The 26,564-nt window shown below is 72.1% G+C and carries 24 protein-coding genes; 18 read left to right on the plus strand and 6 right to left on the minus strand.

The window, feature by feature from the left end; translation table 11 throughout:
• Positions 1–182: 182 nt before the first annotated feature.
• The 5 genes from ABWV53_RS16095 (at position 183) to ABWV53_RS16115 (ending at position 4,173) form a co-directional block, all read left to right on the plus strand.
• The gene (locus ABWV53_RS16095; protein ID WP_353367165.1) at positions 183–1,031 is read left to right on the plus strand and encodes a GntR family transcriptional regulator; all 849 of its coding nucleotides are present in this window, start codon (positions 183–185) and stop codon (positions 1,029–1,031) included.
• Between the two features lie 20 nt (positions 1,032–1,051).
• On the plus strand, positions 1,052–1,855 hold the full coding sequence (locus tag ABWV53_RS16100; protein WP_353367166.1) for a transporter substrate-binding domain-containing protein: 804 nt from the start codon (positions 1,052–1,054) through the stop codon (positions 1,853–1,855).
• Between the two features lie 204 nt (positions 1,856–2,059).
• Positions 2,060–2,722 carry an amino acid ABC transporter permease gene (locus tag ABWV53_RS16105; RefSeq protein ID WP_353367167.1) on the plus strand — a complete coding sequence of 221 codons (663 nt, stop codon included), beginning with the start codon at positions 2,060–2,062 and terminating at the stop codon, positions 2,720–2,722.
• Positions 2,723–2,735: 13 nt separating this feature from the next.
• Positions 2,736–3,392, plus strand: a complete 657-nt coding sequence (locus ABWV53_RS16110) for an amino acid ABC transporter permease (protein WP_353367168.1) — start codon at positions 2,736–2,738, stop codon at positions 3,390–3,392.
• Positions 3,376–4,173 carry an amino acid ABC transporter ATP-binding protein gene (locus tag ABWV53_RS16115; RefSeq protein WP_353367169.1) on the plus strand — a complete coding sequence of 266 codons (798 nt, stop codon included), beginning with the start codon at positions 3,376–3,378 and terminating at the stop codon, positions 4,171–4,173. Before ABWV53_RS16110 ends, ABWV53_RS16115 begins: the two co-directional genes overlap by 17 nt.
• A 77-nt stretch (positions 4,174–4,250) precedes the next feature.
• Here ABWV53_RS16115 and ABWV53_RS16120 read toward each other — a convergent pair whose 3' ends face one another.
• A complete protein-coding gene (locus tag ABWV53_RS16120; RefSeq protein ID WP_353367170.1) occupies positions 4,251–4,523 on the minus strand; it encodes a hypothetical protein in 273 nt (90 codons plus the stop codon).
• Between the two features lie 158 nt (positions 4,524–4,681).
• On the opposite strand from ABWV53_RS16120, the gene ABWV53_RS16125 reads away from it, so the two are divergent.
• Positions 4,682–5,245 carry a cob(I)yrinic acid a,c-diamide adenosyltransferase gene (locus ABWV53_RS16125; protein ID WP_353367171.1) on the plus strand — a complete coding sequence of 188 codons (564 nt, stop codon included), beginning with the start codon at positions 4,682–4,684 and terminating at the stop codon, positions 5,243–5,245.
• A gap of 51 nt (positions 5,246–5,296) precedes the next feature.
• Here the strand turns inward: ABWV53_RS16125 and ABWV53_RS16130 are convergent, their stop codons facing one another.
• Positions 5,297–6,289 carry a YihY/virulence factor BrkB family protein gene (locus ABWV53_RS16130; protein ID WP_353367172.1) on the minus strand — a complete coding sequence of 331 codons (993 nt, stop codon included), beginning with the start codon at positions 6,287–6,289 and terminating at the stop codon, positions 5,297–5,299.
• Between the two features lie 368 nt (positions 6,290–6,657).
• On the opposite strand from ABWV53_RS16130, the gene ABWV53_RS16135 reads away from it, so the two are divergent.
• The 5 genes from ABWV53_RS16135 to ABWV53_RS16155 are packed head-to-tail and all read left to right on the plus strand — an operon-like array spanning position 6,658 to position 10,576.
• Complete coding sequence (locus tag ABWV53_RS16135; RefSeq protein ID WP_353367173.1) at positions 6,658–7,350, plus strand: glycosyltransferase family 2 protein; 693 nt, start codon at positions 6,658–6,660, stop codon at positions 7,348–7,350.
• Positions 7,347–8,456, plus strand: coding sequence for an acyl-CoA dehydrogenase family protein (locus ABWV53_RS16140; RefSeq protein ID WP_353367174.1), 1,110 nt, complete (start codon positions 7,347–7,349; stop codon positions 8,454–8,456). Before ABWV53_RS16135 ends, ABWV53_RS16140 begins: the two co-directional genes overlap by 4 nt.
• Positions 8,444–9,301 carry a PIG-L deacetylase family protein gene (locus ABWV53_RS16145; protein WP_353367175.1) on the plus strand — a complete coding sequence of 286 codons (858 nt, stop codon included), beginning with the start codon at positions 8,444–8,446 and terminating at the stop codon, positions 9,299–9,301. The genes ABWV53_RS16140 and ABWV53_RS16145 overlap by 13 nt, the downstream gene beginning before the upstream one ends.
• Positions 9,298–9,921, plus strand: coding sequence for a methyltransferase (locus ABWV53_RS16150; protein WP_353367176.1), 624 nt, complete (start codon positions 9,298–9,300; stop codon positions 9,919–9,921). The genes ABWV53_RS16145 and ABWV53_RS16150 overlap by 4 nt, the downstream gene beginning before the upstream one ends.
• Positions 9,922–9,967: 46 nt before the next feature.
• Positions 9,968–10,576 (plus strand): sugar O-acetyltransferase, encoded by a 609-nt coding sequence (locus ABWV53_RS16155; RefSeq protein WP_353367177.1) that lies wholly within the window; start codon positions 9,968–9,970, stop codon positions 10,574–10,576.
• A gap of 104 nt (positions 10,577–10,680) precedes the next feature.
• Here the strand turns inward: ABWV53_RS16155 and ABWV53_RS16160 are convergent, their stop codons facing one another.
• The gene (locus tag ABWV53_RS16160; protein ID WP_353367178.1) at positions 10,681–11,103 is read right to left on the minus strand and encodes a hotdog fold thioesterase; all 423 of its coding nucleotides are present in this window, start codon (positions 11,101–11,103) and stop codon (positions 10,681–10,683) included.
• A 128-nt stretch (positions 11,104–11,231) separates the two neighbouring features.
• Here ABWV53_RS16160 and ABWV53_RS16165 point away from each other — a divergent pair, with 128 nt between their 5' ends.
• A complete protein-coding gene (locus tag ABWV53_RS16165; protein ID WP_353367179.1) occupies positions 11,232–12,002 on the plus strand; it encodes a zf-TFIIB domain-containing protein in 771 nt (256 codons plus the stop codon).
• 40 nt (positions 12,003–12,042) lie between these two features.
• On the opposite strand, the gene ABWV53_RS16170 is transcribed toward ABWV53_RS16165, so the two are convergent.
• Positions 12,043–13,326, minus strand: a complete 1,284-nt coding sequence (locus ABWV53_RS16170) for a solute carrier family 23 protein (RefSeq protein ID WP_353367180.1) — start codon at positions 13,324–13,326, stop codon at positions 12,043–12,045.
• Positions 13,327–13,649: 323 nt separating this feature from the next.
• Between ABWV53_RS16170 and ABWV53_RS16175 the strand changes: the two genes are divergently transcribed.
• The 5 genes from ABWV53_RS16175 to ABWV53_RS16195 all read left to right on the plus strand — a co-directional run bounded on the left by ABWV53_RS16175 (position 13,650) and on the right by ABWV53_RS16195 (position 23,364).
• Positions 13,650–14,990, plus strand: coding sequence for an AsmA family protein (locus tag ABWV53_RS16175; protein ID WP_353367181.1), 1,341 nt, complete (start codon positions 13,650–13,652; stop codon positions 14,988–14,990).
• 51 nt (positions 14,991–15,041) lie between these two features.
• Positions 15,042–17,651, plus strand: coding sequence for a PAS domain-containing protein (locus tag ABWV53_RS16180; protein ID WP_353367182.1), 2,610 nt, complete (start codon positions 15,042–15,044; stop codon positions 17,649–17,651).
• Positions 17,652–18,594: 943 nt separating this feature from the next.
• A complete protein-coding gene (gene ubiM, locus ABWV53_RS16185) occupies positions 18,595–19,908 on the plus strand; it encodes a 5-demethoxyubiquinol-8 5-hydroxylase UbiM (protein WP_353367183.1) in 1,314 nt (437 codons plus the stop codon).
• Positions 19,909–20,033: 125 nt separating this feature from the next.
• Entirely contained in the window at positions 20,034–21,770 is a 1,737-nt protein-coding gene (locus ABWV53_RS16190) for an ABC transporter permease (protein WP_353367184.1), read from the plus strand.
• 271 nt (positions 21,771–22,041) lie between these two features.
• Positions 22,042–23,364, plus strand: a complete 1,323-nt coding sequence (locus tag ABWV53_RS16195; RefSeq protein WP_353367185.1) for an ABC transporter ATP-binding protein — start codon at positions 22,042–22,044, stop codon at positions 23,362–23,364.
• Between the two features lie 23 nt (positions 23,365–23,387).
• Here ABWV53_RS16195 and ABWV53_RS16200 read toward each other — a convergent pair whose 3' ends face one another.
• Complete coding sequence (locus tag ABWV53_RS16200) at positions 23,388–24,443, minus strand: MBL fold metallo-hydrolase (RefSeq protein WP_353367186.1); 1,056 nt, start codon at positions 24,441–24,443, stop codon at positions 23,388–23,390.
• A 74-nt stretch (positions 24,444–24,517) separates the two neighbouring features.
• Here ABWV53_RS16200 and ABWV53_RS16205 point away from each other — a divergent pair, with 74 nt between their 5' ends.
• Positions 24,518–25,543, plus strand: a complete 1,026-nt coding sequence (locus tag ABWV53_RS16205) for a GGDEF domain-containing protein (protein ID WP_353367187.1) — start codon at positions 24,518–24,520, stop codon at positions 25,541–25,543.
• 53 nt (positions 25,544–25,596) lie between these two features.
• Here the strand turns inward: ABWV53_RS16205 and ABWV53_RS16210 are convergent, their stop codons facing one another.
• A complete protein-coding gene (locus tag ABWV53_RS16210; protein WP_353367188.1) occupies positions 25,597–26,520 on the minus strand; it encodes a LysR family transcriptional regulator in 924 nt (307 codons plus the stop codon).
• Positions 26,521–26,564: the final 44 nt, after the last annotated feature.

The following is a 26,564-nucleotide window of genomic DNA, read 5'->3' on the forward strand; positions in this document are numbered from 1 at the left end:
TCGGCGCGCGGGTGTGCCCCGCAGGGGGGCGCCCGCCGCCCCGGGCGGCGCCACCCTGGTGCGCTGGCGGCGCCTGGCCCGGTTCAGGGGCGGGCCCAGTCCCTGGTATGGCGCGCTGAGTGAACCAGTGCTGTGCACGCAGCTTGCATACAAGCAGGCACGGTTCCTGCTGAGACCTGGGCATGGCTCCTGCCGCATCCGTTCCCTCTTCCTCTGCTCCCGCCTCTTCCGCGTCCGCCATCAGCGACCGCATCATGGAAGCCGTGATGGCGCAAAAGCTCGCGCCCGGCACCCGGCTGGGCGAGCAGCAGCTCGCGGCGCTGTTCGACTGCAGCCGCACCGTGGTGCGCGAGGCGCTGATGCAGCTATCGGTGCGCGGCATCGTCACCGTGAGCGCACGGCGCGGGTGGTACGTGGTGGAGCCCTCGCAGGACGAAGCGCGCGAGGCCTTCGAGGCGCGCCGCGTGATCGAGCTGGGCCTCATCCGGGGCTTGAAGCAGCCGCTGGAGAAATCGGCCCTGCAGTCGCTCAAGGCCCATCTGCGGCGCGAGAAGGCCGCCGTGCGCGGCACCGACGTGGCCGCCCGCAGCTTTCTGCTGGGCGACTTCCACGTGTGCCTGGCCGAGTGCCTGGGCAACCACCTGCTGGCCGATACGCTGCGCGATTTCACGGCCCGCACCACGCTCATTGCCATGCTCTACCAGTCGTCGCACGACGCGGCCCAGTCCTGCGACGACCACGTGCGCATCGTGGCCGCGCTGGAGTCGGGCGACGTCGCCGCGGCCGAGGCGCTGATGGCCGAGCACATCGGCACCGTGCAGGCCCATCTGCGCCTGCCGGCCCTGGCCGACCCGCTCGCCCGCCTGCGCGGCGCGCTGGCGCCGCTGGGCACCAGTGCGGTGCCCGGCGGCGGCGCGCCCGATGCGGCACAGCCCTTGCATTCCCCGACGCCGCGCACGCCGCGGCGCACTCCCCGCCGGCCTGCGGACCCCGCACGGACGGCCCTGCCTCTCGCCGATCCTCTGTCCTGACCTTCCACTGGAGCGCTCCCATGACCTTCTCTCTTTCCCGCCGCTACATCGCCCTGGCATTCGCCGCCGCCTCGCTGCTGGGTGGCACCGCCGCCCACGCGCAGACGGTGCTCGACAAGATCACGCAGACCAAGACGATCAAGATCGCCGTGCCCACCGACTACCCGCCCTACGGCTTCGTCGGCCTCGACCTCAAGCCCCAGGGCCTGGACATCGCCATGGCCGAACTGATCGCCAAGCAGATGGGCGTGAAGCTGGAGATGGTTCCCGTCACCAGCGCCAACCGCATTCCCTACGTGCAGACCAAGCAGGTCGACCTGGTGATCTCCACGCTGGGCAAGAACCCCGAACGCGCCAAGGTGATCGACTTCACCCACGCCTACGCACCGTTCTTCCAGGGCGTGTATGCGCCCAAGAGCCTGTCCATCAAGTCGTTCGACGACCTGGCCGGCAAGACCATCGCCGTGGCCAAGGGCGCGATGGAAGAGCAGGAGCTGGCCAAGGTCGGCCCCGCTTCCATGCAGTTCAAGCGCTATGAAGACCAGGCCGCGTCCACGGCGGCCTTCGTGGCGGGGCAGGCGCAGGTGCTGGCCACCAGCGTGTCCAACGCCGGCCTGATGGCCCAGAAGAACCCGCAGCTGGGCGCCGAATACAAGCTGCTCATCAAGGACAGCCCATGCTTCGTGGGCGTGGCCAAGGGTGAAGACGCGCTGCGCGCCAAGGTCAACGAGATCATCCTCGCCGCCAAGAAGGACGGCACGCTGGACGCCATGGCCGAGAAGTGGCTCGGCCGTCCTGCGGGCGATCTGCCATTGAGCGAGTGAACACCCCCCTGAGCGGCTGCGCCGCTTCTCCCCGCTCTCTCCGCGCTGCGCGCTACGGGCAAGGGGACGACGCCAGTGGCCGGGCGAAGCCCGTTCCACGGCGTCTGCTGGCGTGGCCTGCTTCGCGGCCATCGGACGGGGGAGAGCGTGACGGTTTCAAAGGGTTGTGTGCTGCGCGCGGCGCAGCCCACGGGATGAATTGATATGCAAATCCAACTCGATTTCGCGGCCGTGCTGGTGCAGTGGCCATTTCTGCTGCGCGGGGTGCTCTGGACGCTGGGCCTGACGGCCGTGTCCATGGCCGTCGGCATGGTGGTGGGCATCGCCTGCGCCTGGGCGCGCTCCAGCGGGCCGGCGCCGCTGCGCGTGGTGGTGGGCGCCTATGTGGAGCTGATCCGCAACACGCCCTTCATCGTGCAGCTGTTCTTCATCTTCTTCGGGCTGCCCTCGCTGGGCGTGAAGCTGGGGCCGGAGGTGGCTTCGGTCATCGCCATGGTGCTGAACCTGGGTGCCTACGCCACCGAGATCATCCGCGCCGGCATCGAGAACACGCCGCGCGGGCAGATCGAGGCCGCGCAGAGCCTGGCCCTCAACCGCATGCAGGTCTTCACCCGCGTGGTGCTGCCGCCCTCGCTCAAGCGCGTGTGGCCGGCCATGGTCAGCCAGATCATCATCGTCATGCTGGGCTCGGCCGTGTGCGGGCAGATCTCCACCGAGGAGCTGAGCTACTCAGCCAACGTGATCCAGGCGCAGAACTTCCGCACCTTCGAGGCCTACATCGTCGCCACCGGCATCTACCTGCTGCTGTCCATCGCCGTGCGGCACCTGCTCCACTGGGCGGGTCCCCGGTTCATCTTTGGCCGCTGAAGGGAGCATCGCCATGGTCGAATTCACCTTCTGGGACATCTTTCGCAACCTGCTGCTGGCCGCCCGCTGGACGGTGGTGCTGTCGCTCATCGCCTTCATCGGCGGCGGGCTGGTGGGCGCGCTGCTGCTGGTGGGCCGGCTCACCCGCATCGGCTGGCTGGACCGCGCCATCGCCGGCTACGTGCAGCTCTTTCAGGGCACGCCGCTGCTGATGCAGCTCTTTCTCGCCTACTTCGGCATCGGCCTCTTCGGCATCAACGTGTCGCCCTGGGTGTCGGTCACGCTGGCGCTCACGCTCTACACCAGCGCCTATCTCGCCGAGATCTGGCGCGGCTGCGTGGCCGCCATCCCCAAGGGGCAGTGGGAGGCCGCGCAGAGCCTGGCGCTGTCTTTCGGCGAGCAGCTGCGCCACGTGGTCTTTCCGCAGGCGCTGCGTATCGCCATCCCGCCCACCGTGGGCTTCATGGTGCAGGTCATCAAGGGCACGGCGCTCGCGTCGGTAGTGGGCTTCGTGGAGCTCACCCGCGCCGGCAACATGATCTCCAACGTCACCTACCAGCCCTTCACCGTGTTCGCCTGCGTGGCGCTGATGTACTTCGCGCTCTGCTACCCCATCAGCCTCTACGCCAAGTTCCTCGAAAGGAAGATCTCCCATGCCAACCGTCGCTGAAACCCCGCTGGCAGGGGGCCGCCCCGCCGCTGCGCCCGTGGCCGGCGCGCCCATCGTCAACATCACCGCCCTGCGCAAGTCCTACGGCGCCAACGAGGTGCTCAAGGGCATCGACCTGCAGGTGGCGCGCGGCGAGGTCATCGCCATCATCGGCAAGAGCGGCTCGGGCAAGAGCACGCTGCTGCGCTGCATCAACGGGCTGGAGCAGTTCCAGGACGGCGCGCTCACCGTGGACGGCAAGCCCCTGCTGCACGACAGCGCCATGGCCATGCGCGAGCTGCGCCAGCGCGTGGGCATGATCTTCCAGAGCTTCAACCTGTTCCCGCACCTGTCGGTGGGCCGCAACGTGATGCTGGCGCCCACGCTGGTCAAGAAGACCGACAAGGTGGACGCGGCCGAGCAGGCCCGCCGCCTGCTGCTGCGCGTGGGCCTGGCCGAGAAGTTCGACGCCATGCCCGAGCAGCTCTCGGGCGGCCAGCAGCAGCGCGTGGCCATCGCGCGCGCCCTGGCCATGGAGCCGGCGGTGCTGCTGTGCGACGAGATCACCTCCGCGCTCGACCCCGAACTGGTGGGCGAGGTGCTGCGCGTGGTGGAGAGCCTGGCCGACGAAGGCATGACGCTGCTGATGGTCACGCACGAGATGAGCTTCGCGCGCAAGGTGAGCGACCGGGTCATCTTCATGCACCAGGGCCGGGTGCACGAGATGGGCCCGCCGGCCGAGATCTTCGGCGCGCCCAAAACGCCCGAGCTGCAGCAGTTCTTGTCGTCGCTGCACGACTGAGCCAGGGTGAAATAGCCCGACCTGCCCGCTCGTGCCGCTCCCGCCGGGTGGGCAGGACGTCGGAGCGCCCGCCTCCCCTAGCTGCCAGCGTCTGCGGCAGGAGCGGCCTTCACCGCCAGGGCGCCAGAGGAGGTCGCGGTGCCCCCGAACACGGCGCGCTGGGCGGCGGGGGACGGCGGGGTCCGTGGGCTCGCGCCCTGGCTGCGGGAGGCGGAGGCGGACGTCTTCGCGCCGGACTTCGGGGCGGGGCCTTGCGCATGCGCTCCCAAGCCGCTGACCGCGATCGCCGCGAACAGCACCACACTGCGGGCATCGAACGCATTCGGCCGGTTGCGTCGGATTCTGGACATGGAATCGGTCTCCTGAAAGGCGTTGAACAGGCGGCCATTGCAGCGCCTTCGCCCGGTCAGCGCCAGTACTCTTGCCGCTGGTTGCTTGCCTCCACAATTGGGCAGGGGGTGTAACGCCCAATCCGAGCATCCAAAGCCAACCGAGGAGATACCGACCCATGGGAAACCGACTGACACAGATCGCCACTCGCACGGGCGACGACGGCACCACCGGCCTGGGCGACAACACGCGCGTGTCCAAGGCCAGCCTGCGCCCCCATGCCATGGGCGACGTGGACGAGCTCAATTCGCACATCGGCCTGCTGCTGTGCGAGCCGCTGCCCGATGACGTGCGCACGCTGCTGGGCGACGTGCAGCACCAGCTCTTCAACCTGGGCGGCGAGCTGTCCATTCCGGGCTTCGAGCTGCTCAAGGACGATGCCCTCTCGCAGCTCGACGACGCCCTCTCGCACTACAACGCCGCCTTGCCGCGGCTGGCGGAATTCATCCTGCCCGCCGGCACCCGCGCCGCGTCGCAGGCCCATGTCTGCCGCACCGTCGCCCGCCGCGCCGAACGCGCGGTGGTCGCCCTGGGCGAGCAGGAGGACGTGCGCGCCGCGCCCCGCCGCTACCTCAACCGCCTGTCGGACCTGATGTTCGTGCTGGCCCGCGTTCTCAACCGCATGGAAGGGGGCGACGACGTCTACTGGAAGAGCGAGCGCATGGCGCAGGCCACGCCCTGAAGCACCGGCAGCGCATTGGCGCAGTGGCGCAGTGGCGTGCGCCGCCCGCCTTCAAGCCGCTGGCGCCGAGCCGGGTCCGGCGTGGGTGGAGGAGGCCGCGGCGGCTGCGGCGCCCGGTGGATCGGCGGGCGGCGACGCATCCGCAGGCGCGGGCATCTCGCGGTCCCTGTCCCTGGCCCGGCCGCGCTCGTGCAGCACCCCGTTCACCTCGGCCCCGAAGATCAGCGTCGTCGCGCTGATGTAGAGAAACACCAGTGTGGCCACCACGCCCGCAAAGCTGCCGTACACCAGTGCCAGCTTGCCTGCGCTGCGCAGCGTGTACGACAGCGTGGCGGCCGCGGCCACCCAGAAGGCCGCGCCCACGATGGCGCCGGGAATGACCGTGCGCAGGCGCTGCCGCAGATCGGGCAGCCAGCCGTAGAGCAGCGCGTACAGCACCGTCAGCACGATAAAGGCCGAGCCGTAGCGCACGCTGTTGCGCAGCCAGGGCGCATCGGCATCCACCATGGCGCTGTTTTCCAGCAGCTGCCAGACATAGGGCATGACGATCACCGAACTGAAGGCCGCCACCACGCCGCCGCCCACCACCACGGTGAACAGCGTGACCTTGATGCGCGCCTTCCAGAAGGGCAGGCCGCGCTGGATGCCGTAAGAGCGGTTCAGCGCCGTGCGCGCCGCCTGCATGCCCGATGACGCCGTCCACAGGGTGACGACCACGCCGATGGTCACCAGCGCCTGGTTGCGCTGCGCCATCACCTGCTCGATGACCGGCTGCATCGCCTCGCGCACCAGCGGCGGCGCGTAGTCCATCACCCGCTGCGCCAGCGCGGCCGCGTCGCCCGGCTGCCCGATGTAGGCCGCCGTGGCCGACAGCAGGATGAGCAGTGGGAACATCGCCAGCACCGAAGAGAACGCCATGCTGCCGGCCTGATTGGCGCTCTGGTGCAGCACGTAATTGCGCACGGCGAACACCAGCACGGGCAGGCCGGGCAGGGCCATCGCCTTGTGCCGGATGCGCTGCAAGGCGGCGGTCCAGGGGCTCATGGGGCAGGGTCCGGTGGGTGATGGAAGGTGGGGGCGAGGGGAGCGGTGGCGCCGCCACCCGCTAATGTGCGCGAGCGGCGGCGCGCGACCTGTAGGACGCCAGGATCAAGCAGCGGGGCGATCCATGGCCTGCGGCCCATGGCCCATGGCCCGTCGCCGGGAGGCCGGCTTCCGATGGTTGAGCTAGCGTTCCTCCTACGGCCCGGCGCAAGGGCAGGCCTTAGGTTGAAGGCTCCGAATTCGAGGGAGCCTCCCATGGCCGGACCATTCGCGCTCGCCACCCAGATACACAGCACGGCGGGCAGACCAGCTCACTCTGCCTTCCCGTCGTTCCATCCGCTTTCGCTGTGGCCGGCCGGAGCGCGTCCATGATCGGCGTGGTCGTTCCGGCCCACGACGAAGAGGCCGTGCTGGACGCCTGCCTGCAGTCGCTGCAGGTGGCCGCCACGGACCCCGGCCTGTATGGCGAACCGGTGCGGATCGTGGTGGCGCTGGACGCCTGCTCCGACCGCTCCGAGGACATCGCCCTGCAGCGCGGCGTGCAGACGGTGCGAGTCGATCGGCGCAACGTGGGCGCGGCGCGCTCGGCCGGGGTGGACCTTGCCCTACAGGCGGGTGCGCGCTGGCTCGGCTTCACCGATGCCGATTCCACCGTGGCGCCCGACTGGCTGGTGCAGCAGTTGCGGCATGCCGAGGGCGCGCAGTGCGACGCGGTCTGCGGCACCGTCGAAGTGCGCCAGTGGGGCGGCTACGGCCTGGCCGTGCAGCAGCGCTACCACGCGGGCTATATCGACGCGCCGGGCCACCGCCACATCCACGGCGCCAACCTGGGCGTGAGCGCACGGGCCTATTGCCATGTCGGCGGCTTCGCCGAACTGCGCACCGGAGAGGACGTGGCGCTGGTGGGCGCGCTGGAGGCCGCGGGCCTGCGCATCGCCTGGACCAACGCGCCGCGCGTGGTGACCAGCGCACGGTCGCACTTCCGCGCGCCCGCGGGCTTCGGGGCGCACCTGGCCGGGCTGGTGGTGCCGGCGCTGCTGACCGCGGGGGCCGCCGCATGACGCCGCAAATTCCGGATGATTTCACGGATATCGAAGCGCTGCGGCAGGCACTGGCCGGCAGCCGCCATCTGGGCGCCGGCGTGCGCATGCAGCAGCTGGTGGCCGGTGGCCACGCCCGCCTGCCGCTGCCGGGCCAGGGTGCCACCCTGCAGCGCTGGCGCGCGCTGGCCGAGGTGTCGCGGCACGACCTGTCGCTGGCGAAGCTGTACGAAGGGCATACCGACGCGATCGCCATCCTGCGCGAGCTTGAGGCCCCGGACGGCGTGGCCGGCAGCGGTGCGGATGCCCTCTGGGGCACCTGGGCGTCCGAGGCGCCCGGCGAGCGCGTGACCTTCACCGAACGATCCGTGGGCGACGATGGCGGCGGCCCTGCCGATGCCGATGCGGGCGCCCACGCGCTGCACGGCCAGGCCGTCTGGCTCACCGGCACCAAGGCCTGGTGTTCCGGCGCCGAGCACGCCACGCACGCGCTGCTGACCGCCTGGCGCCCCGACGGGCGCGGCCCGCAACTGGTGGCGGTGGACCTGCTGCAGCCCGGCGTGACGGTGTCCACCCAGGCCTGGCGCGCCATCGGCATGGCCGACAGCGCCAGCGCCGACGTGACCTTCCAGCAGGTGCGCGCGGTGGCGGTGGGCGGCGAGGGCGACTACCTCCACCGGCCGGGCTTCTGGCACGGCGGCGCTGGCATTGCCGCCTGCTGGTGGGGCGGCGCACTGGCGCTGGGCCGCGTCTTGCAGGCGGCGGTGGCGCAGGCTCCGACCGCGCAGCGAACACCGTTCCGCCTGGCCGCCCTGGGCCGCGTGGACGTGGCGCTGGGCGCCACCGCCGCGCTGCTGAAGGACACAGCGGACTGCATCGACCGCCAGCCCACGGCCGACGCCTTCGCGCTCGCCCTGCGCGCCCGGCAGGCCGCCGAGGCCTGCGCCCGCCGCGTGCTGGACGACACCGGCCGCGCCCTCGGCGCCACGCCCCTGTGCCGCGACGCCGACTTCGCCCGCATGGCGGCCGATTTGCCGGTGTTCATCCGCCAGAGCCATGCCGACCGCGACGACGCCGCGCTGGGCGAGCGCCTGGCCAGCCAGGAGGGCGCGCCATGGACGCTGTGACGCCCCTGCTGCCCGACGCGCCCGACCGGCCCGGGGAGGGTGCTGCCGACCGGCTGCCGCCGCGCCATATCGGCCCCCATCCGCGCCATGCGCCGGGCGTCTGGCAGGAATGGCTGGCCGGCCGCACCGTGCCGGCGGTGTCGGCGGCCGACATCGTCACCCCCGCGCGCCGCCTGGTCGTGGTGGCGCCGCACCCGGACGACGAACTGCTGGCCTGCGGGCTGCTGCTGCAGGCCCACCTGCAGCAGGGCGGGCGGGTGTACATCGTCGGCGTGACCGACGGCGAGGCCAGCCACGCCGGCGACCCGGGCTGGCCCGCATCGGCCCTTGCCACCACCCGGCGGGCCGAGCGGCGCTCCGGCCTGCGCGCCCTCAGGCTGCAGTCCGCGCCGCTGCTGCGGCTGGGGCTGCCCGATGGCGGCGTGGCCGCGCACGAGGCGGCCCTGTCCCGCACGCTGCGCGAAATGCTGCGTGCGGACGACGTGGTCGTCAGCACCTGGCGGCTCGACGGCCACCCCGACCACGAAGCCTGCGGCAGGGCCGCCGCCGACGCGGCCCGCGCCGCGGGCGCCACCCTGTGGGAGGCGCCGGTCTGGATGTGGCACTGGGCCGACCCCTCGCATGCGGAGATTCCGTGGCACCGGCTGCGCACGCTGCGCGCCGCCCCCGGCGTGACCCGTGGGCAGGCCGCCGCGCGCAAGGCGACGGCGCTCGCCTGCCACCTGTCGCAACTGGCGCCGCGCGCCGGCGGCGACGGCCCGGTGCTGGACGACGCGATCCGCCAGCGCGCCCGCTGGCCGTTCGAAACCTTCCTCGCCCCCGCACCCGCGTCCGCATCCGTATGAATCTGGCGCCTCCACCCGGTCCGCCCACCGCGCACGACTTCGACGCGCTCTATGCGCGCAGCGCCGACCCCTGGCACTTCGACGGCAGCTGGTACGAGGCGCGCAAGCGCCGGCTGCTGCTGGCCAGCCTGCCGCATGCCCGCTACGGCCGCGCCTTCGAGCCGGGCTGCGCCACGGGCCTCCTGACGGCGGAGCTGGCGCCGCGCTGCGGCCACCTGCTGGCCAGCGACGGCGCCGAGCGGGCGCTGGCCACCGCCACGGCCCGCCTCGCCGGGCAGCCGCAGGTGGCGTTCGCCAGGCTCTGGCTGCCCGGCGACTGGCCGGCGGGCCGCTTCGACCTCGTCGTGCTGAGCGAATTCGTCTATTACCTCGTGCCTGCCGACATCGACCGCCTGGCCGACTGCGTGCGCGAGGCGCTGGCGCCGGGCGGCGTGGTGGCCGCCTGCCACTGGCGCCGCCCCATCGACGGCTGCGTGCTGGCGGGCGACGCCGTGCAGGAGCGGCTCGATGCACGGCTGGGGCTGCGGCAGGTGACCGATGTGCGCGACGCCGACTTCCGCCTGGGCGTGTGGACCAGCGCGGCCAGCGCCTCGGTGGCCGACACCGAGGCGCGGGGCTGACCCGCGACGCGCCAGACCACGCCGCACCACACCGCATGCCCGCCCCATGAACCCTTCCAGCTCACCGCCCGCCCCGCTCACCGAGAAGCAGAAGATGCTCGCCGGCGCGCTCTACCTGGCCTGCGACCCCGAGCTGCGCGCGGACAGCGAGGCCGCCATGCGCTGGCTGGCCCGCTACAACGACGCAGCCGCCCATGCCGCGCTCGACGCCGCCGGCCGCCACGCGCTGCTGGCCGAGGGCCTGGGCGCCCTGGGCGAGGGCAGCGTGGTGCGCCCGCCGTTCCACTGCGACTACGGCTTCAACCTGCGCATCGGCGCGGGCGTGTTCCTCAACTTCCACTGCGTGGTGCTGGACGTGGTGGAGGTCACCATCGGCGACGGCACGCAGATCGGCCCCGGCGTGCAGATCCTGGCGGCCGACCATCCGCGCGATGCGGCCGTGCGCGCCACCGGGGCCGAGTTCGGCCGGCCGGTGCACATCGGCCGCCACGTGTGGATCGGCGCGGGCGCGCTGCTGCTGCCCGGGGTGACGGTGGGCGACGGCGCGCTGATCGGCGCCGGCAGCGTGGTCACCCGCGACGTGCCGGCGGGCGTGGCGGTGGCCGGCAACCCGGCGCGGCCCTTGCCGCCGCGCCGCCCGGCGGTGCAGGCCTGATCGGTGGTCGATTTGCTATCGAATTAATAGCTTAGTGCGCTTGATTAATCGGCGCTGGAGGCCGATTGGGCTATGAAAATCGCGCTTGCGGCCCGGCGCGCCGGTCAGCCGCGCGGCGCCAGCATCGCCATCGTCAGGCGCGATACGCAGGTCAGCTCGCCGGCCTCGTTGGCCATGTCGATCTGCCAGACCTGGGTGGTCTTGCCGATGTGGATCGGCCGGGCGGTGCCGGTGACCCAGCCGTGCGTGGCGGCGCGCAGGTGGTTGGCGTTGATGTCCAGGCCCACGGCGCGCCAGCCTTCGGGCGAGGAATACACCGCGCCCACCGAGCCCAGCGTCTCGGCCAGCACCACGCTCACGCCGCCGTGCAGCAGGCCATAGGGCTGCTTCGTGCGGTCGTCCACCGGCACGCGGCCGCGCAGGAAGTCGTCGCCCAGCTCGGTGAATTCGATGCCCAGGTGGGTGATGGCGTTCGGCGCGCCGCTGTTGAGCTGCGCGAGGTCGATGGGGCGTTTCCAGATGGGCATGGCGTCGGGGTGATGGGGCGTGGACGAAGGGCAGCGGCTGCGGGAGATGGTAGCAGCGGGGCCCGGGACCGCGCAGTCGCGCCGGGCTCGCGGCCGCAGCGGCTACAGCGGCTAGGATGTGGCCACCCATGTCCACGCCGCATCCTCCCGCCGCCACCGCTTCGTCCCGCACGGCCGCGCCATCGCCCTGCGCCTCCTGCCGCCAGCCGGCGGCGGTGCACCGCTTCGCCGCGCACGGCAGCGGCACGGTGGACCTGGACCTGTGCTTCGCCTGCCAGGGCCTGTGGTTCGACCCGCAGGAAAACACCCGCCTGGCGCCGGCCGGCGTGCTGGCGCTGTTCGAGCTGCTGCACGACCACCGGGGCGACGCGCACCGGCCCATCGCGCAGCGGCTGCAGTGCACCCGCTGCCCGCGCACGCTGGAAGGCGGCTTCGACGTGGCGCTGGGCGGGCGCTATCGCACCTACCGCTGCCCGGCCGGCCATGGCCGATTCAGCACCTTCGGCTCGTTCATGGTGGAAAAGGGTTTCGTGCGCCACCTCTCGGCCCGCGAGATCGAGGCGCTGGCCGACCGGGTGGGCACCATCCAGTGCACGCATTGCGGCGGCACGGTCGACATCCGCCGCGACCATGCCTGCCCGTACTGCCGCTCGGCCCTCTCGCTGCTCGACCCCCAGGCGGTGGACGCGGCGCTGCAGCGCCATCGGCAGGCCGCCCGGCGCGCCGAGGAGCCGGTCAGCCCGCCCGCGCTGGCCGACGCGCTGGTGGCGCTGGAGCGCGAGCGCAACCGGGAGGAACGCCGCCGGCAGCAGGAGCGCTTCACCGAAGGCACCACGTCCGACCGCTTCGATCTGCTCGCGGCCGGGGTGGAGCTGGTCTGGAACATCCTGCGGCGTTGACCGCCCGCCAGGCCGGTCACCCCAGGCCGCCGGCCGCCGGTCAGCGCCGGCGGTTCAGCAGCGCGTAGAGGATGATGGCGCCGAAGGTGGCGGTGCCGATGCCGCCCAGCGCGAATTCACCGAACTTCAGCGTGAAGTCGCCCGTGCCCAGGATGAGCGTGATGGCAGCGACGATGAGGTTCTTGTTGTCGGAAAAGTCGACCTTGTTGTCCACCCAGATCTTGGCGCCCGCCACGGCGATCAGGCCGAACACCACGATGGAGACGCCGCCCATCACCGGCAGCGGAATGGCCTGGATCAGCGCGCCGAACTTCGGAGAGAAGCCCAGCACCAGCGCGATCAGCCCGGCCACCAGGAACACGGCGGTGGAATAGATCTTGGTGGCGGCCATCACGCCGATGTTCTCGGCATAGGTCGTCACTCCCGTGCCGCCGGCGCTGCCGCTCACCATGGTGGCGAGGCCGTCGCCGATGAAGGCGCGGCCCATGTAGCGGTCCAGGTTCTGGCCGGTCATGGCCGTCACCGCCTTGATGTGGCCCAGGTTCTCGGCCACGAGGATGATGGCCACCGGCGCGATCAGCAGCATGGCGGGGCCGCTGAAGACGGGCGCGGTGAAGGAGGGCATGCCCACCCAGGCCGCCGCGGCGATGGGCGACAGGTCGAGCGGCTTGCCCCAGCCCAGCACGTTGGTGAACACCGCATAGATCACGCTGGCGGCGATCAGCCCGAGCAGGATCAAGAGGCGCTGCGCCATGCCGCGCGTCAGCACGGCGACCAGGCCCACGCAGACGAAGGTCACGGCCTGCATCCAGCTCTCGAAATTGTTGGCCGCCATGTTCTTGATGGGAATGCTGGCCAGGTTCAGGCCGATCACCGCCACCACCGCGCCCGTCACCACCGGCGGCATGAAGCGCTCGATCCAGCCGGTGCCGATGGCCTGCACCAGCGCGCCGATCAGCGTGTAGACCAGGCCGCAGGCGATGATGCCGCCCAGCGCCACGCCCATGTTGGCGTTGGGCCCCTTGCCGGCATAGGCCGACGCGGCGATCACCACGCCGATAAAGGCGAAGCTCGAACCCAGGTAGCTGGGCACGCGCCCGCCCGTCACCACGAAGAAGATCAGCGTGCCCAGGCCGCTCATCAGGATGGCCACGTTCGGGTCGAACCCCATGAGGATGGGCGCCAGCACCGTGGCGCCGAACATGGCGATGACGTGCTGCACGCCCATGACGGCGGTCTGGCCCCAGGGCAGGCGTTCGTCGGGCGCCACGACGGCGCCCTCGGTGGCGTGGGTCTCGCGCCAGCGCGGGAAGTAGGTGGACAAGGCAGGGCTCCTCGATGAAGGAAGGAAAGAAAGAAAAGAGAAGAAAGGGCCGGGACAGGGTCGGCGCGAAGTGTAGGGGCTGCGCGCGGGCACGGCGGGCCGTCCCGCCCGGAGTTCGAGCCTTTGGCGCACAGGGGCTGTAGGCGCGCACTCACGGGGTCCGCCGGCGGCGGCCCGTAAGGTCGTTCCAGCCTGGGTGGACCGGCCCCGGCCGGCGCCCCATCGGCCGCCGGCGGCAGCCCTCCCCAACCTCTCCCTGGCCGGGGCCGCTCCGGCCCGATGCCCCTTTATCCTGTCGCCCCTCGCCACCACCAGCTCCTTCCATGCCCCAGCGCCGTACCGTCCTTGTCGCCTCGGGCACCTCCGCGGGCCTGTTGCTGCTGGCGGCGCTGGCGGTCTGGGCCTGGCTGCCGACCGACGAGGAACTGGCCCGGCGCGTGGAGGCCGAGGCGACCGAGAGGCTGGGCGTGCGGGTCACCGTGCAGCGCCTGCACTGGAGCCTCTGGCCCGCCCCCCGGGTGGAGCTGCAAGGCGTGGCCACCGAGCAGCCCCAGCCGCTCACCGCCGCCCGCATCACGGCCCAGGCGCAGTGGTCGCAACTGCTGCGCCTGCGCCTGGCCCTCAGCCACCTGTCGCTGGAAGACGCATCCCTGCCGCAGCGCTCACTCTCCGGCTTCCAGATCGCGCCTGCGGAGGACGGCGCCCGCTCCGGCTCGCCCTTTCAGCTGGCCGAGGTGCCGGTGCAGCAGGTGCGCTGGCGCAACGTGCGCTGGGTGTCGCGCACCGACCGCACGCTCGCCTACGCGGGCGAGGCGCAGTTCGATGAACCCGGCTGGCGGCCCCGGCATGCGCGCATCGAGCGCGAGGGTGCCTCGGTGCCGGCGGCGCTGGACATCACCCGCGAGGGCACCGAGGACCGCTGGCGCGCCGAGGTGACGGCTGGCGGCCGCACCGAACGGGGGGAGCTGCGGCTGAGCGTCATCGAAGGCCGCTACCGCGTCACCGGCGCGCTCGACTTCACCGGTGTGGACATCGCAGGGCTGATGTCCGCCTTCGAGCGCCGCGCCATCGTGGCTGGCCAGGCCGACGGCCATACCGACCTGATCGCCGAGGGGGCCGACCCCGCCGAGGCGCTGCGCTCGCTGCAGACCCGCACCCGCTTCGACGTGCGCCGCGCCCGGCTGCTCACCTTCGACCTGGAGCAGGCCGTCAAGAGCGCCGGCCAGAACCACAAGGGCACCACCCCGCTGGACCAGCTCACCGGCATCGTGCGCACCCAGGGCGACCGGGACGGCACCATCGTGCGCTATTCCGACCTGAAGGCCACCTCGGGCGTGCTCACCGCCACCGGCAGCGCGGTCATCCAGAACCGGCAGGTGCGCGGCGATGTGGCCGTGGACCTGGTGGAGGGCGTGGTGGGCGTGCCGCTGGAGTTCGGCGGCACGGTGTCGGACCCGACGCTCAGCCTGCCGCCCGCGGCCCTGGCCGGCGCGGCAGTGGGCACCGCCGTGGCGCCCGGCATCGGCACCGCCATCGGCGCCCGGCTGGGCGAGACGCTGCGGCGGCTCTTCGGCGGAGGCAGCAGCGGCAGCGGCAGCGGCAGCGGCAGCGGCAACAGCGCCAAGGGAGGCCGCGCCACGCCGGCCCCCGTCATCCGCGACTGAATTCACCGAAACGGCCCGCACCCTGCCATCCGTCCATCAGAATCCACCGCCATGCCGTGCATCGACCGCCTGCCGTCCACGTTGCCGCCTCCGGCCCCCGAGCTGCCGCCTTTTCTGCGCGGCGGCGGGCCGATGGCGTCCCTGATCGCCGGGTTCGACTGGGCCGCCACGCCGCTGGGCCCCATCGGCGGCTGGCCCGCCCATCTGCGGCTGGCCGTCTCCAGCATGCTGCGCTCGCCGGTGCCCATCGCCACGCTGTGGGGCGCGCAGGGCATCCTGATCTACAACGCCGCCTACGGCGAATTCAGCGGCCAGCGCCACCCCGGCCTGCTGGGCATGCCGATCCGCGAGGCCTGGCCCGAGGCGTGCGAATTCAACGACCGCGTAGTGCGCGAGTGCATGGCGGGCGGCACGCTCGACCTGCGCGACACCGCGCTGCAGCTGAACCTGCACGGCGTGCCGCAGACGGTGTGGTTCAACCTCAGCTACTCGCCCATTCCCGACGAGGAGGGCGTCATCGCCGGCGTGCTGGCCATGGTCACCGACAACACCGCCAAGGTGCAGATGGAGCGGCGCCTGGTCGCCGAGCGCGAGCAGTTCGCGCAGCTGTTCGAGCAGTCGCCCAGCTTCATGGCCATGCTGGAGGGCCCCACGCACCGGCTGACCCTGGCCAACCCCGGCTACCGGCGCCTGGTGGGCCCCCGCGAGCTGATCGGCCTGACGGTGGCGCAGGCCCTGCCCGAGGCGGTGGAGCAGGGCTACGTGGATCTGCTCGACCAGGTCTACCGCAGCGGCGAGGCCCTGACCGCCCATGGCGCGCGCTACGACTCGCCCGAGGGCGAGCACTACGTGGATTTCGTCTTCCAGCCCATCCGCGACGCGCAGGGCGCGGTCACCGGCATCTTCGTGGAGGGGGTGGACGTCACCGGCCGCATGGCGGCCGAGGCGCGCCGCACCGCGCTGGCCGAATTCACCGACCTGCTGCGCTCGCTGACTTCGGCGCACGCCATCTGCGCCGCCGCCGCCGAGCTGCTGGGCCGCACGCTGCGCGTGAGCCGCGCGGGCTATGCGCGCGTCGAGCACGCCAGCGACGACGTCGAGATTCCCTGCGACTGGACGCAGCCGGGCGTGGCGTCCATCGCCGGCACGCTGAACCTGCGCCACTACGGCAGCTTCGTGGACGACCTGAAGGCCGACCGCGTGGTGAGCATCGCCGACGTGCGCGACGACCCGCGCACCCGCGATGCGCTGGAGGCGATCGGCAAGCGCGGCGTGGCCGCCTTGCTCAACCTGCCGGTGCTGGAGCAGGGCCAGCTGGTGGCCCTGGTGTTCGCCAACCATGCGCAGCCGCGCAGCTGGTCGGCCGAAGACGTGGCCTTCATGCGCGAGGTGGGCGGCCGCACCCGCACGGCGGTGGAGCGCGCGCGCACCGAGGCGCAGCTGCGCGAGATGAACGAGCTGCTGGAGCGCAAGGTGGCCGAGCGCACGCAGGAGCTGATGGAGGTGGAGGCGAAATTCCGCCAGGCGCAGAAGATGGAAGCCATCGGCCAGCTCACGGGCGGCATCGCGCACGACTTCAACAACCTGCTGGGCAGCATGAGCGCCAGCCTGCAGGTGCTGGAAAAGCGCCTGGCCGCGCAGCGCTTCGACAACGCCGAGCGCTACATCGGCATGGCCCAGTCGTCCGTGCGGCGGGCCGCGTCGCTCACCCAGCGGCTGCTGGCCTTCTCGCGCCGCCAGACGCTGGACCCCAGGCCCACCGACGTCCACCGCCTGGTGAGCGGCATCGAGGAGATCGTGCGCCGCACGGTCGGCCCGTCGGTCGAGCTGGAGGTGGTGAGCGCGGGCGGGCTGTGGCTGACCCGGGTCGACGCCTCGCAGCTGGAGAACGCCGTGCTCAATCTGTGCATCAACGCCCGCGACGCCATGGCGCCCCACGGCGGGCGCCTGACCATCGAGACGGCCAACCAGTGGCTGCATGAACCCGAGGCCAGCGAGCGCGAGCTGCCGCCCGGCCAGTACGTGATGATCTGCGTGACCGACACTGGTGCGGGCATGACGCCCGACGTCGTCGCCCGGGCGTTCGACCCCTTCTTCACCACCAAGCCCATGGGCCAGGGCACCGGCCTGGGCCTGTCGATGGTGTATGGCTTCGTGCGCCAGTCGGGCGGGCAGGTGCGCATCCATTCCATGCCGGGCGAGGGCACGCGCATGTGCCTGTACCTGCCCCGCCACCTGGGCGAGGCCGAGCCCGACGCGGAGCAGGAGCGCAGCCGCTACACGCACCAGGCCGACGGCGAGGTGGTGCTGGTGATCGAGGACGAGGCGTCCATCCGCAGCCTGGTCACCGAGGAGCTGCAGGACATGGGCTACCAGGTCATCTCCGCCGCCGACGGGCCGGCGGGGCTGCACCTGCTGCAGTCCGAGCGGCGTGTGGATCTGCTGCTGACCGACGTCGGACTGCCGGGCGGGCTGAACGGCCGGCAGGTGGCGGACGCGGCGCGGATCTCGCGGCCGCAGCTGAAGGTGCTGTTCATCACGGGGTACGCGGAGAACGCGGCGGTGGGGAACGGGTTGCTGGAGGAGGGGATGGAGGTCATCACCAAGCCGTTCGATATGGGGGTGTTGGCGGGGCGGGTGAAGGAGATGATTGGGCACTGAGTGCTGGTGCTGGCGGGCGGCTGATCTGCGGCTCTACCGTTTACCGGGGTAGCTCACCTGCTGACCGTTCGGGGTGAGCCTGTCGAAGCCTTGTCGGAGTCGGGGCGGTGCTGGCACGTGCTGGGTGGTTGCTTCCCGGGGCCGGGATGTGCGCCCGGCGGCGCACTCACTTTCTTTCGTTTCGCCGAAAGAAAGTAAGCAAAGAAAGGGCGACCCCCAGTCTGCGACCCCTTCGCTGCGCTACAGGGCGACCTGCGTCGGGGCGCTTGCGGGGTGCCGCCGCAGAACTCACTGCGCGCACTGCGTGCGCTCCATTCAAACAGCTGCGGCGAGTCAGAACTTGAAGCATGCGCGCTCCGACGCGCATGCGCACCCCGCAAGCGCCCCGCCGCAGGCGCAGCCAGCAGGGGTGGGACAGCCCGCACGGGCCATCGCTGCGCTCGGCCCCCAACGCGCGCGCTGCGCGCTGCGCTCCAGGCCGAGCGCAGCGACGGCCCGGAGCGGGCGGTTGGGTTCCCTTCTGTGCGTGCCGAAGGACACGCATGCTTCAAGCTCTGACTTGCCGCAGCTGTTTGAACGGAGCTGCAAAGCAGCGCAGTGAGTTCTGCGGCAGCCCTCCACGCGCGAGCATCGCAGGTTGCCCGTAGCGAAGCGAAGGGACACGCACAGCAGGGTCGCCCTTTCTTTGGTGACTTTCTTTCGGCGAGACGAAAGAAAGTCACTCGCCCGCCGGGGCGAAATCCCGGCTCCGGGAGGCAACCACCCAACACGTACCGGACCGCCCCCGCAGCGCCCCCCGGCTCCGGGAAGCAATCGCCCAGCACGTGCCAGCACCACCCCCACAGCGCGCCGCGGCATCGACAAGCACCCCTTGCGACACATCAAGCCCCCCCACCCCTGGCGACCCACAATGCTCGCGCACTCACCCCGCCCCGGAACACGCATGCCCTCCAAACCCCAGCACCACCGCAACCACCGAATCGAGGCCGACGCAACCGCCCCCGCCAGCGACGTGCTGATCGTGGGCGCCGGCCCGGCCGGCCTGTCGCTGGCGACCGCGCTGGGCCAGGCGGGCCTGCAGGTCACGGTGCTCGAGCGGCAGGACGAGGCCGCGCTCGCCGACCCCGCGCCCGACGGCCGCGAGATCGCCCTCACCCACCCCAGCGCCGACCTGCTGCGCCGGCTGGGCAGCTGGCAGCGCCTTGCCAGCCATGAGATCGGCCGCATCGCCGAGGCGCAGGTGCACGACGGGCCGGTGGGCCACCGGCCGGCGCTGGAGCTGACCGCACGGGGCGGCGGCGCGGCCCACCTGGGCTGGATCGTGCCCAACCAGGCGCTGCGCCGCACGGCCTGGCAGGCGGCCCGGGCCACGCCGGGCGTGCGCATCGTCTGCGGGGCGCAGGTCGGCAGCGTGGCCACGCTCGCCACCCATGCCGAGGTGGACTGCCGCCTACCCTGCGGCGGCGACGGTGACGATGGACAGGTCACGCGCCTGCGGGCACCGCTGGTGGTCGCCGCGGACAGCCGCTTGTCCGCCACGCGGCGGCAGCTGGGCATCGGCGCGCAAATGACGGACTTCGGCCGCAGCGTCATCGTCTGCCGCATGCGGCACGCGCAGCCGCACGGCGGCGTGGCGCACGAATGCTTCGACTACACCCGCACGCTGGCCGTGCTGCCGCTGCCGGACGACCCGGCCAGCGGCGCGCACCAGTGCTCGGTGGTGGTCACCACCGGCACGGCCGATGCCGAGGCGCTGATGGCGCGGGGCGCGGGCGCGTTCGCCGCCGAGGTGCAGGCGCAGTTCCGGCACCGCCTGGGCGGCATGCAGCTGGTGGGCGAGCGCCATGCCTACCCGCTGGTGGCCGTCTACGCGCACCGGTTCGCGGCGCCGCGCTGCGCGCTGCTGGGCGATGCCGCAGTCGGCATGCACCCGGTGACGGCGCATGGCTACAACCTGGGTTTGGCGGGGGTGGACACGCTGGCCCGGGTGCTGGCGGACGCCAGGGCGCGGGGGCGGGACCTCGGCGCGGCGTCGGTACTGGCGGGATATGCCCGCGCCCACCACCGCCGCGCCCTACCGATTTACCAGGGCACCAACGCCATCGTGCGCCTCTATACCGACGCCCGGCCCCTGCCCCGGCTGCTGCGGCAGTGGGTGCTGCAGGGCGCGCGCCGGTTGCCGCCCCTGCAGGCCGCCATCACCCGGCAGCTGACCGGGCGCGGCACGCCAGCGGGCGGGACGCCCACCGGCCGATAGGCCGGCCGGCCCCATCGCCTCCACACAACCGACAAGGAAAGGGTTTACCCTTGCGCCCTTTGCGGCGTGTGGCTTTTTCGCCGGCCCGGCCGCCGTTGCTACCCCTTCCTGTTGCCGGCACCGCCATGACCCAGCCCCAGCGCCGCGAATTCCTTGCCCGCCAGATCGTGGACGCGCCGCCCAACCGGTGGGACTGGGCGCTGCTGCCGCTGGTGCTGGCCGCCATCGTGCTGCTGGCCTACGGCGCCGCGCAGATGGCCCAGCCCTTCCACATGGGCGACGCGCTGCCGCTGTCGCTCGACCCCCGGCAGTTGCCCTACTACCTGCTGCGCACCACGCTGCGCATGTTCATCGCGCTGGGCGCCTCGCTGGTCTTCGCCTGCGTGTTCGCGGTGCTGGCGGGCAAGTACCGGCTGGCCGAGCGGGTGCTGGTGCCGCTGCTGGACATCCTGCAGTCCATTCCCATCCTGGGTTTTCTGTCGATCACGGTGACGGGCTTCATCGCGCTCTTTCCGGGCAGCCTGCTGGGCGTGGAGTGCGCGGCCATCTTCGCCATCTTCACCTCGCAGGCGTGGAACATGGCCTTCAGCCTCTACCAGTCGCTGCGCACCGTGCCGGCGGAACTGCAGGAGGCCGCGCGCGTGTTCCAGCTCTCGGGCTGGCAGCGCTTCTGGCGGCTGGAGCTGCCCTTCGCCATGCCGGGCCTGCTGTGGAACATGATGATGTCCATGTCCGGCGGCTGGTTCTTCGTGGTCGCGTCGGAGGCCATTTCCGTCTCGCACCAGGACATCAAGCTGCCCGGCGTGGGCTCGTACATCGCCCTGGCCATCGAGGCGCGCGACCTGCCGGCGATCGGCTGGGCCATCGCCTGCATGCTGGTGGCCATCCTGCTCTACGACCAGTTGCTGTTCCGCCCGCTGGTGGCCTGGGCCGAGAAGTTCCGCTTCGAGGAAGGCAGCGCCGACGCCGCCCCGCGTTCGTGGCTGCTGGACTGGCTGCGCCGGGCGCGCACCACGCAGCAGTTGGCCGGCTGGTGCCAGCGGCAGTTGGGCCGCACGCTCACGCTGTTCAAGCGCAGCCACGACGGCACCTCCATCCGCGCCCGGCCGGCCGTGCCCTCGGCCCGCGCCGAACGGGTGTGGGACGCGGTGCTGGCGGCCGGCGTGCTGTTCGCCATCGCCCGGCTGGTGCAGTTCGTCCACACCGAAGTGGGCTGGCACGAGGTGGCGCATGTCTTCACCCTGGGCGGCTACACGCTGGTGCGGGTGCTGGTGCTGATCGCCCTGGCGGCGCTGGTGTGGGTGCCCATCGGCGTCTGGATCGGCATGAACCCGCGCTGGTCGGGCCGGCTGCAGGCGGTGGCGCAGTTCCTGGCCGCGTTCCCGGCCAACCTGTTCTTCCCAGTGGCGGTGATGCTGGTGGTGCACTGGAAGCTCGATCCCGACGTGTGGCTGTCGCCGCTGATGATCCTGGGCACGCAGTGGTACATCCTCTTCAACGTGATCGCGGGCGCATCGAGCATTCCCAACGAGCTGCGCCTGGCCGCGCAGAACCTCGGCCTGTCGGGCTGGCTGAAGTGGAAGCGCTACCTGCTGCCGGCCGTGTTCCCCAGCTTCGTGACCGGCGCCATCACCGCCAGCGGCGGGTCGTGGAACGCCTCCATCGTGGCCGAATACGTGACCTGGGGCGACACGACGCTGCAGGCCCAGGGGCTGGGCAGCTATATCGCGCAGATGACGGCGACGGGCGACTTCCCGCGCATCGCGCTGGGCATCGGCGCCATGGTGGTCTTCGTGATGGGGCTGAACCACTTCCTGTGGCGGCGCCTCTACCGCCTGGCCGAAGACCGAATGCACATATGAGCTCACCCCGTTTGAATGTCTCACTGCGTGTAGACATTCCATCCCCCTCAAGGGGCCGAGAGCCGCGGCTCCCGGCCTGCCTGTGCAGGCCGGGACGGCACGAGGAGGCGGCGCCTCTGGCGGTGCCGCGGCCTGCAAGGCACGCCAGCGGCCTGGCAAAGCCAGTTCCGCGGCGTCTGCTGGCATGGCCTGCTTCGCGGCCCCCAGTACCTTGGTGCGCACGCAAGTTCTGTGCGGTTGGAGCGCCGTGTAGCGCATGGAGCACTGATATATGACGCAATCCATCATCGAACTCCAGGGCGTGGGCAAGCGCTTCCGCTCGTCCGACGGCCGCGAGCGCCCCGTGCTGAGCGGGGTCGACTTCACGCTGCGCGAAGGCGAGATCGTCGCCCTGCTGGGCCAGTCGGGCTCGGGCAAGAGCACGCTGCTGCGCATCATGGCCGGGCTGGTGCCGGCCGACGAGGGCAGCGTGCGCTACCGCGGCCAGCCGCTGCACGGGCCGGCGCGGGCGATCAGCATGGTGTTCCAGTCGTTCGCCCTGTTCCCGTGGCTCACGGTGCAGCAGAACGTGGAGCTGGGCCTGGAAGCACGTGGCGTGCCGCAGGCCGAGCGGGCGGTGCGGGCCGAGGCCGCCATCGACCTCATCGGCCTCGCCGGCTTCGAGGGCGCGCTGCCGCGCGAGCTCTCGGGCGGCATGCGCCAGCGGGTGGGCATCGCCCGGGCCTTGGTCACCCAGCCCGACGTGCTGCTGATGGACGAGGCGTTCTCCGCGCTGGACGTGCTGACCGGCGAGCGGCTGCGCGAAGACATCTTGCAGCTCTGGCGCAGCGGCACCATGCCCACCCAGGCGATGCTGGTCGTCTCGCACAACATCGAGGAGGCCGTGATGATGGCCGACCGCGTGCTGATCTTCGCGAGCGACCCGGGCCGCATCCGCTGCCAGCTGGCCATCCAGCTGCCGCAGCCGCGCGAGGCCGACAGCCCGCAGGTGCGCGCGCTGATCGACGAGGTGTATGCGCTGATGACGACGGGCGCCACGCGCCACGCGGCCGTGGCCGGCGGGGCGCCGGCCGAGCAGCCGGCACCCGCGAGCCTGACCGACCGCCTGCCCGAGGCCGACGTGGCGCGCATGGACGGCCTGCTGGAGCTGCTGGCCGAGCCGCCGTTCGGTGGCCGCGCCGACCTGCCGCCGCTGGCCGAGGCCACCGGCCTGACCGATGCCGAGCTGCTGCCCCTGGCGCACGCCGTGGCGCAGCTGGGCCTGGCCACGCTGGAGGGCGGCGACCTGCAGATCACCCCGCTGGGCCGCCGCTACGTGGACGGCGGCCACCGCCTGCGCCAGCAGCTCTTCGGCCAGCAGCTGCTGGCCCACGTGCCGCTGGTGGCACACATCCGCCACAGCCTGGAGCAGGAGGCGCAGGGCGAGCTGCCCGAGGCGCCCTTCCTGCGGCTGCTGGCCGAGCAGCTGGGCGGCCCGCAGGCCGAGAGCGTGCTGCGCACGGCCATCACCTGGGCGCGCCACGGGGAAGTGTTCGAGTACGACTTCCATACCGGCGTGATGCGCCTGCCCACCGGCGACGCGGCGGCGGCCTGAGCGGCCAGGCCGCCTCCCCGGGTTCAGTTCGAGGACCGCGGCGCCTGGGGCGCGCGCCACCAGCGGGCCGTGGCCACCGGTGCGCCGATGTCCACCCGCTCGCCCATGGCGGGCGTGAGCAGCGGCACGCCCTGCTGCGCCGCCAGGGCCTCGATGCGGTCGAACGGTTCGTTCCACGGGTGCATGGACAGGTCGAACGTGCCGTTGTGGATGGGCAGCAGCTGGCGGCCGCGCACGTCCAGGTGCGCCTGCAGGCTCTGCTCGGGCTGCATGTGCACGTCGGGCCAGTCCTCGTTGTAGGCGCCCGTTTCCATCAGCGTCAGATCGAAGGGGCCATGGCGCTCGCCGATGGCGCGAAAGCCGCCGAAGTAGCCCGAGTCGCCGCTGAAGAAGACGCGCCGGCCCCGGGCCAGCAGCACCCACGACGCCCAGAGCGTGCGGTTGCCGTCGGACAGGCCCCGGCCCGAGAAATGCTGCGCCGGCGTGGCCACCAGCTCCACGCCCTCGATGGCGGTGCGCTGCCACCAGTCGAGCTGCTGCACCTTCTGCGCCGGCACGCCCCAGGCGATGAGCCGGTCGCCCACGCCCAGCGGCGCCACGAAGTGCGCCACCCGGGGCGCCAGCGCGCGGATGGCGGCGCAGTCCAGATGGTCGTAGTGGTCGTGCGACAGCACCACGCCGGTGATGGGCGGCAGATCGTCGATGCCGATGGGCGGCGCATGGAAGCGCCTGGGGCCGGCGAAGCGGACCGGCGAGGCGCGCTCGGAGAACACCGGGTCGGTCAGCCAGAAGCCGCCGGCGAGCTTCAGCAGCACCGTGGAATGGCCGAGCCGCCAGAGGCTCATGTCGGGCGCGGCCAGCAGCGCGGCGCGGGTCAGGGGGCGCACGGCGATGGGCTGGCGGGGCACGGTGCCGGCGGGCTTGCGGCCGGTCGCGAACTTCCAGAAGACCGCCACCGTTCGGGCCAGGCCCAGCGCGTGGCGCGGTGCCTGGTTCCGGAACCGCCCGTCCAGGGCCCGCGACGCGTGTGCGTCGGTCGGGGAGGGCGGCGCGTCGCTGGAGGAGGGGCGTTCGGTCATGCACCCAGCATAGCGGAGGCAGACGGGGCCTGAACCCACAAGCGGCCCGCCGCGCGCACGCTACATTGCGCCGCATGAATCCGTTCATCGAGCAACTGTCGGAGTCGGTGTCCCAGGCCCGCACCCTGGAGGAACTGACGCGCCCGCTTCTGGAGCTGCTGGAGTCCATGACGGGCCTGGAGTCCGCCTTCCTCACGTCCATCGACGAAAGCCGGGGCGTGCAGCACATCGTGTACGCCCACAACTCGCGCGACCTGCGCATTCCCGAAGGCCGGTCGCTGCAGTGGCAGGACTCGCCCTGCCGGCGGGCGCAGGACGAGGGCGTGGTCTTCACCGACCAGGTGCTTGCCCGGTGGCCGGACCTGGCCGTGGCCCGCGAGATCGGCATGCAGACCTACGCCGGCGTGCCGGTGCGCACCAGCGACGGCGCCATGTACGGCACGCTCTGCGCGGTGGACGGCGAGGCCCGCCCGCACCTGCCGCACACGGAAAGCGTGCTGAAGCTGTTCGCCTACCTGATCGCCCAGCAGGCCGAGCGCGAGCAGCTCATCCGCCAGCTGCTGGCCACCAACGCCCAGCTGGCCGCGGCCGCCTCCACCGACCAGCTCACCGGCCTGCCCAACCGCCGCACGCTGATGGCGACGCTGGGCCGCATGCTGGCCTATGGCCAGCGCCAGCAGGCCAGCGTGCTGATCGCCTTCATCGACCTGGACGGGTTCAAGGCCGTCAACGACCGCCACGGGCACGACGCGGGCGACCAGTTGCTGATCGCGATGACGCAGCGGCTGCAGGGCGTGCTGCGCGCCGAGGACATCGCGGCCCGGCTGGGCGGCGACGAGTTCATCGTCGCGGGCATGGGCTCCACGCCGGACGACGCCGCGCCGGCGACGCAGCAGGCCTGGGCCGAGCGCATCGCCCAGGCCACCCGGGGGCGCTTCGAGCTGCCGGGCGCGTCGCTGGACTACCCCGGCGCCAGCGTGGGCGTGGTCACCGTGGCGCCCGGCCAGGTGCGTGACGCGGAAGAGGCCCTGCGCCTGGCGGACCAGGCCATGTACCGCGTCAAGCTGGCGCGCAAGCGGCCCGCCGGCGCGGACCGCTGAAGCAGGCCGGGGCGAACCTCCACGGCAGCGATACGGCGGAAGGCGGATCCGTGTCAGGCCACGGGCCGGCCGGCCTCGGTGATGGCCTGCACCACCGCGTGGAGCGCACGGCCCAGCGGCTTGTCGTTGCGCAGCACCAGGCCCATGCGGCGCTGCAGCCGGGGCACGAGGGGGCGCACTTCCAGCTCGTGCGGCAGCCCCGGCCCGCCCACGGCCATGCGCGGCAGGATGCCCACCCCCAGGCCCGCGAAGACCATCGCCTTGATGGCCTCCACGCTGTCGAACTCCATCTGCGGCCGGGGCACGGCGCCGCTCCTGCGCAGCCAGGCGTCGACGATCTGCCGGGTGGTGGCCGTGGCGTCCAGCGCCAGCAACGGCAGGCCGGCCAGCGCGCCGGGGGTGCAGCGCGCCGGCAGCGCGGGCGTGCCGCCCCTGCGGCCCACGGCCACCAGCTCGTCCTGCAGCACGTCGACCACGGCCAGCGCGCGCGAGGCGACGGGCAGCGTCACCAGCGCCAGGTCCAGCGTGTTTGTCTCCACGCCGCGCAGGCACTGCTCGGTGTTGCCGGTGCTGACCACCACCTCCAGCCGCGGATGGGCGGCCCGCAGCTGGTGGAGCACCGGCGGCAGCAGGTACAGGCAGGTGGTGAGCCCCGTGCAGAGGCGCACGCGGCCGGCCACCTCGCTCGCGTGCGAGCCCACCGCCCGCAGCGCCGCCTGCAGCGCCGCGGCGATGGCGGGCACGTGCTGCAGCAGCTCCGCGCCGGCGGCGGTGGGGCGCACGCTGCGGCCCACGCGCTCCAGCAGGCGCACGCCCAGGCGGCGCTCGAGCTGGCGCACCTGCAGGCTCACGGCCGGCTGGGTCAGCCCCAGCCGCTCGGCGGCGGCGGAGAAGGTGCCCTCGCGCGCCACCAGATCGAAGGCGCGCAGCGGGTCCAGCGGCAGCTCGGAAGGCAAAGAAAATTTTATGCTTTGCATGCGTTACCCCAGATTCCTTCGCACAGCATAGCGCGGCACGATCG

Origin of the sequence: Acidovorax sp. FG27, from assembly GCF_040365715.1 — a bacterium.
Lineage (GTDB): Bacteria > Pseudomonadota > Gammaproteobacteria > Burkholderiales > Burkholderiaceae_C > Paracidovorax.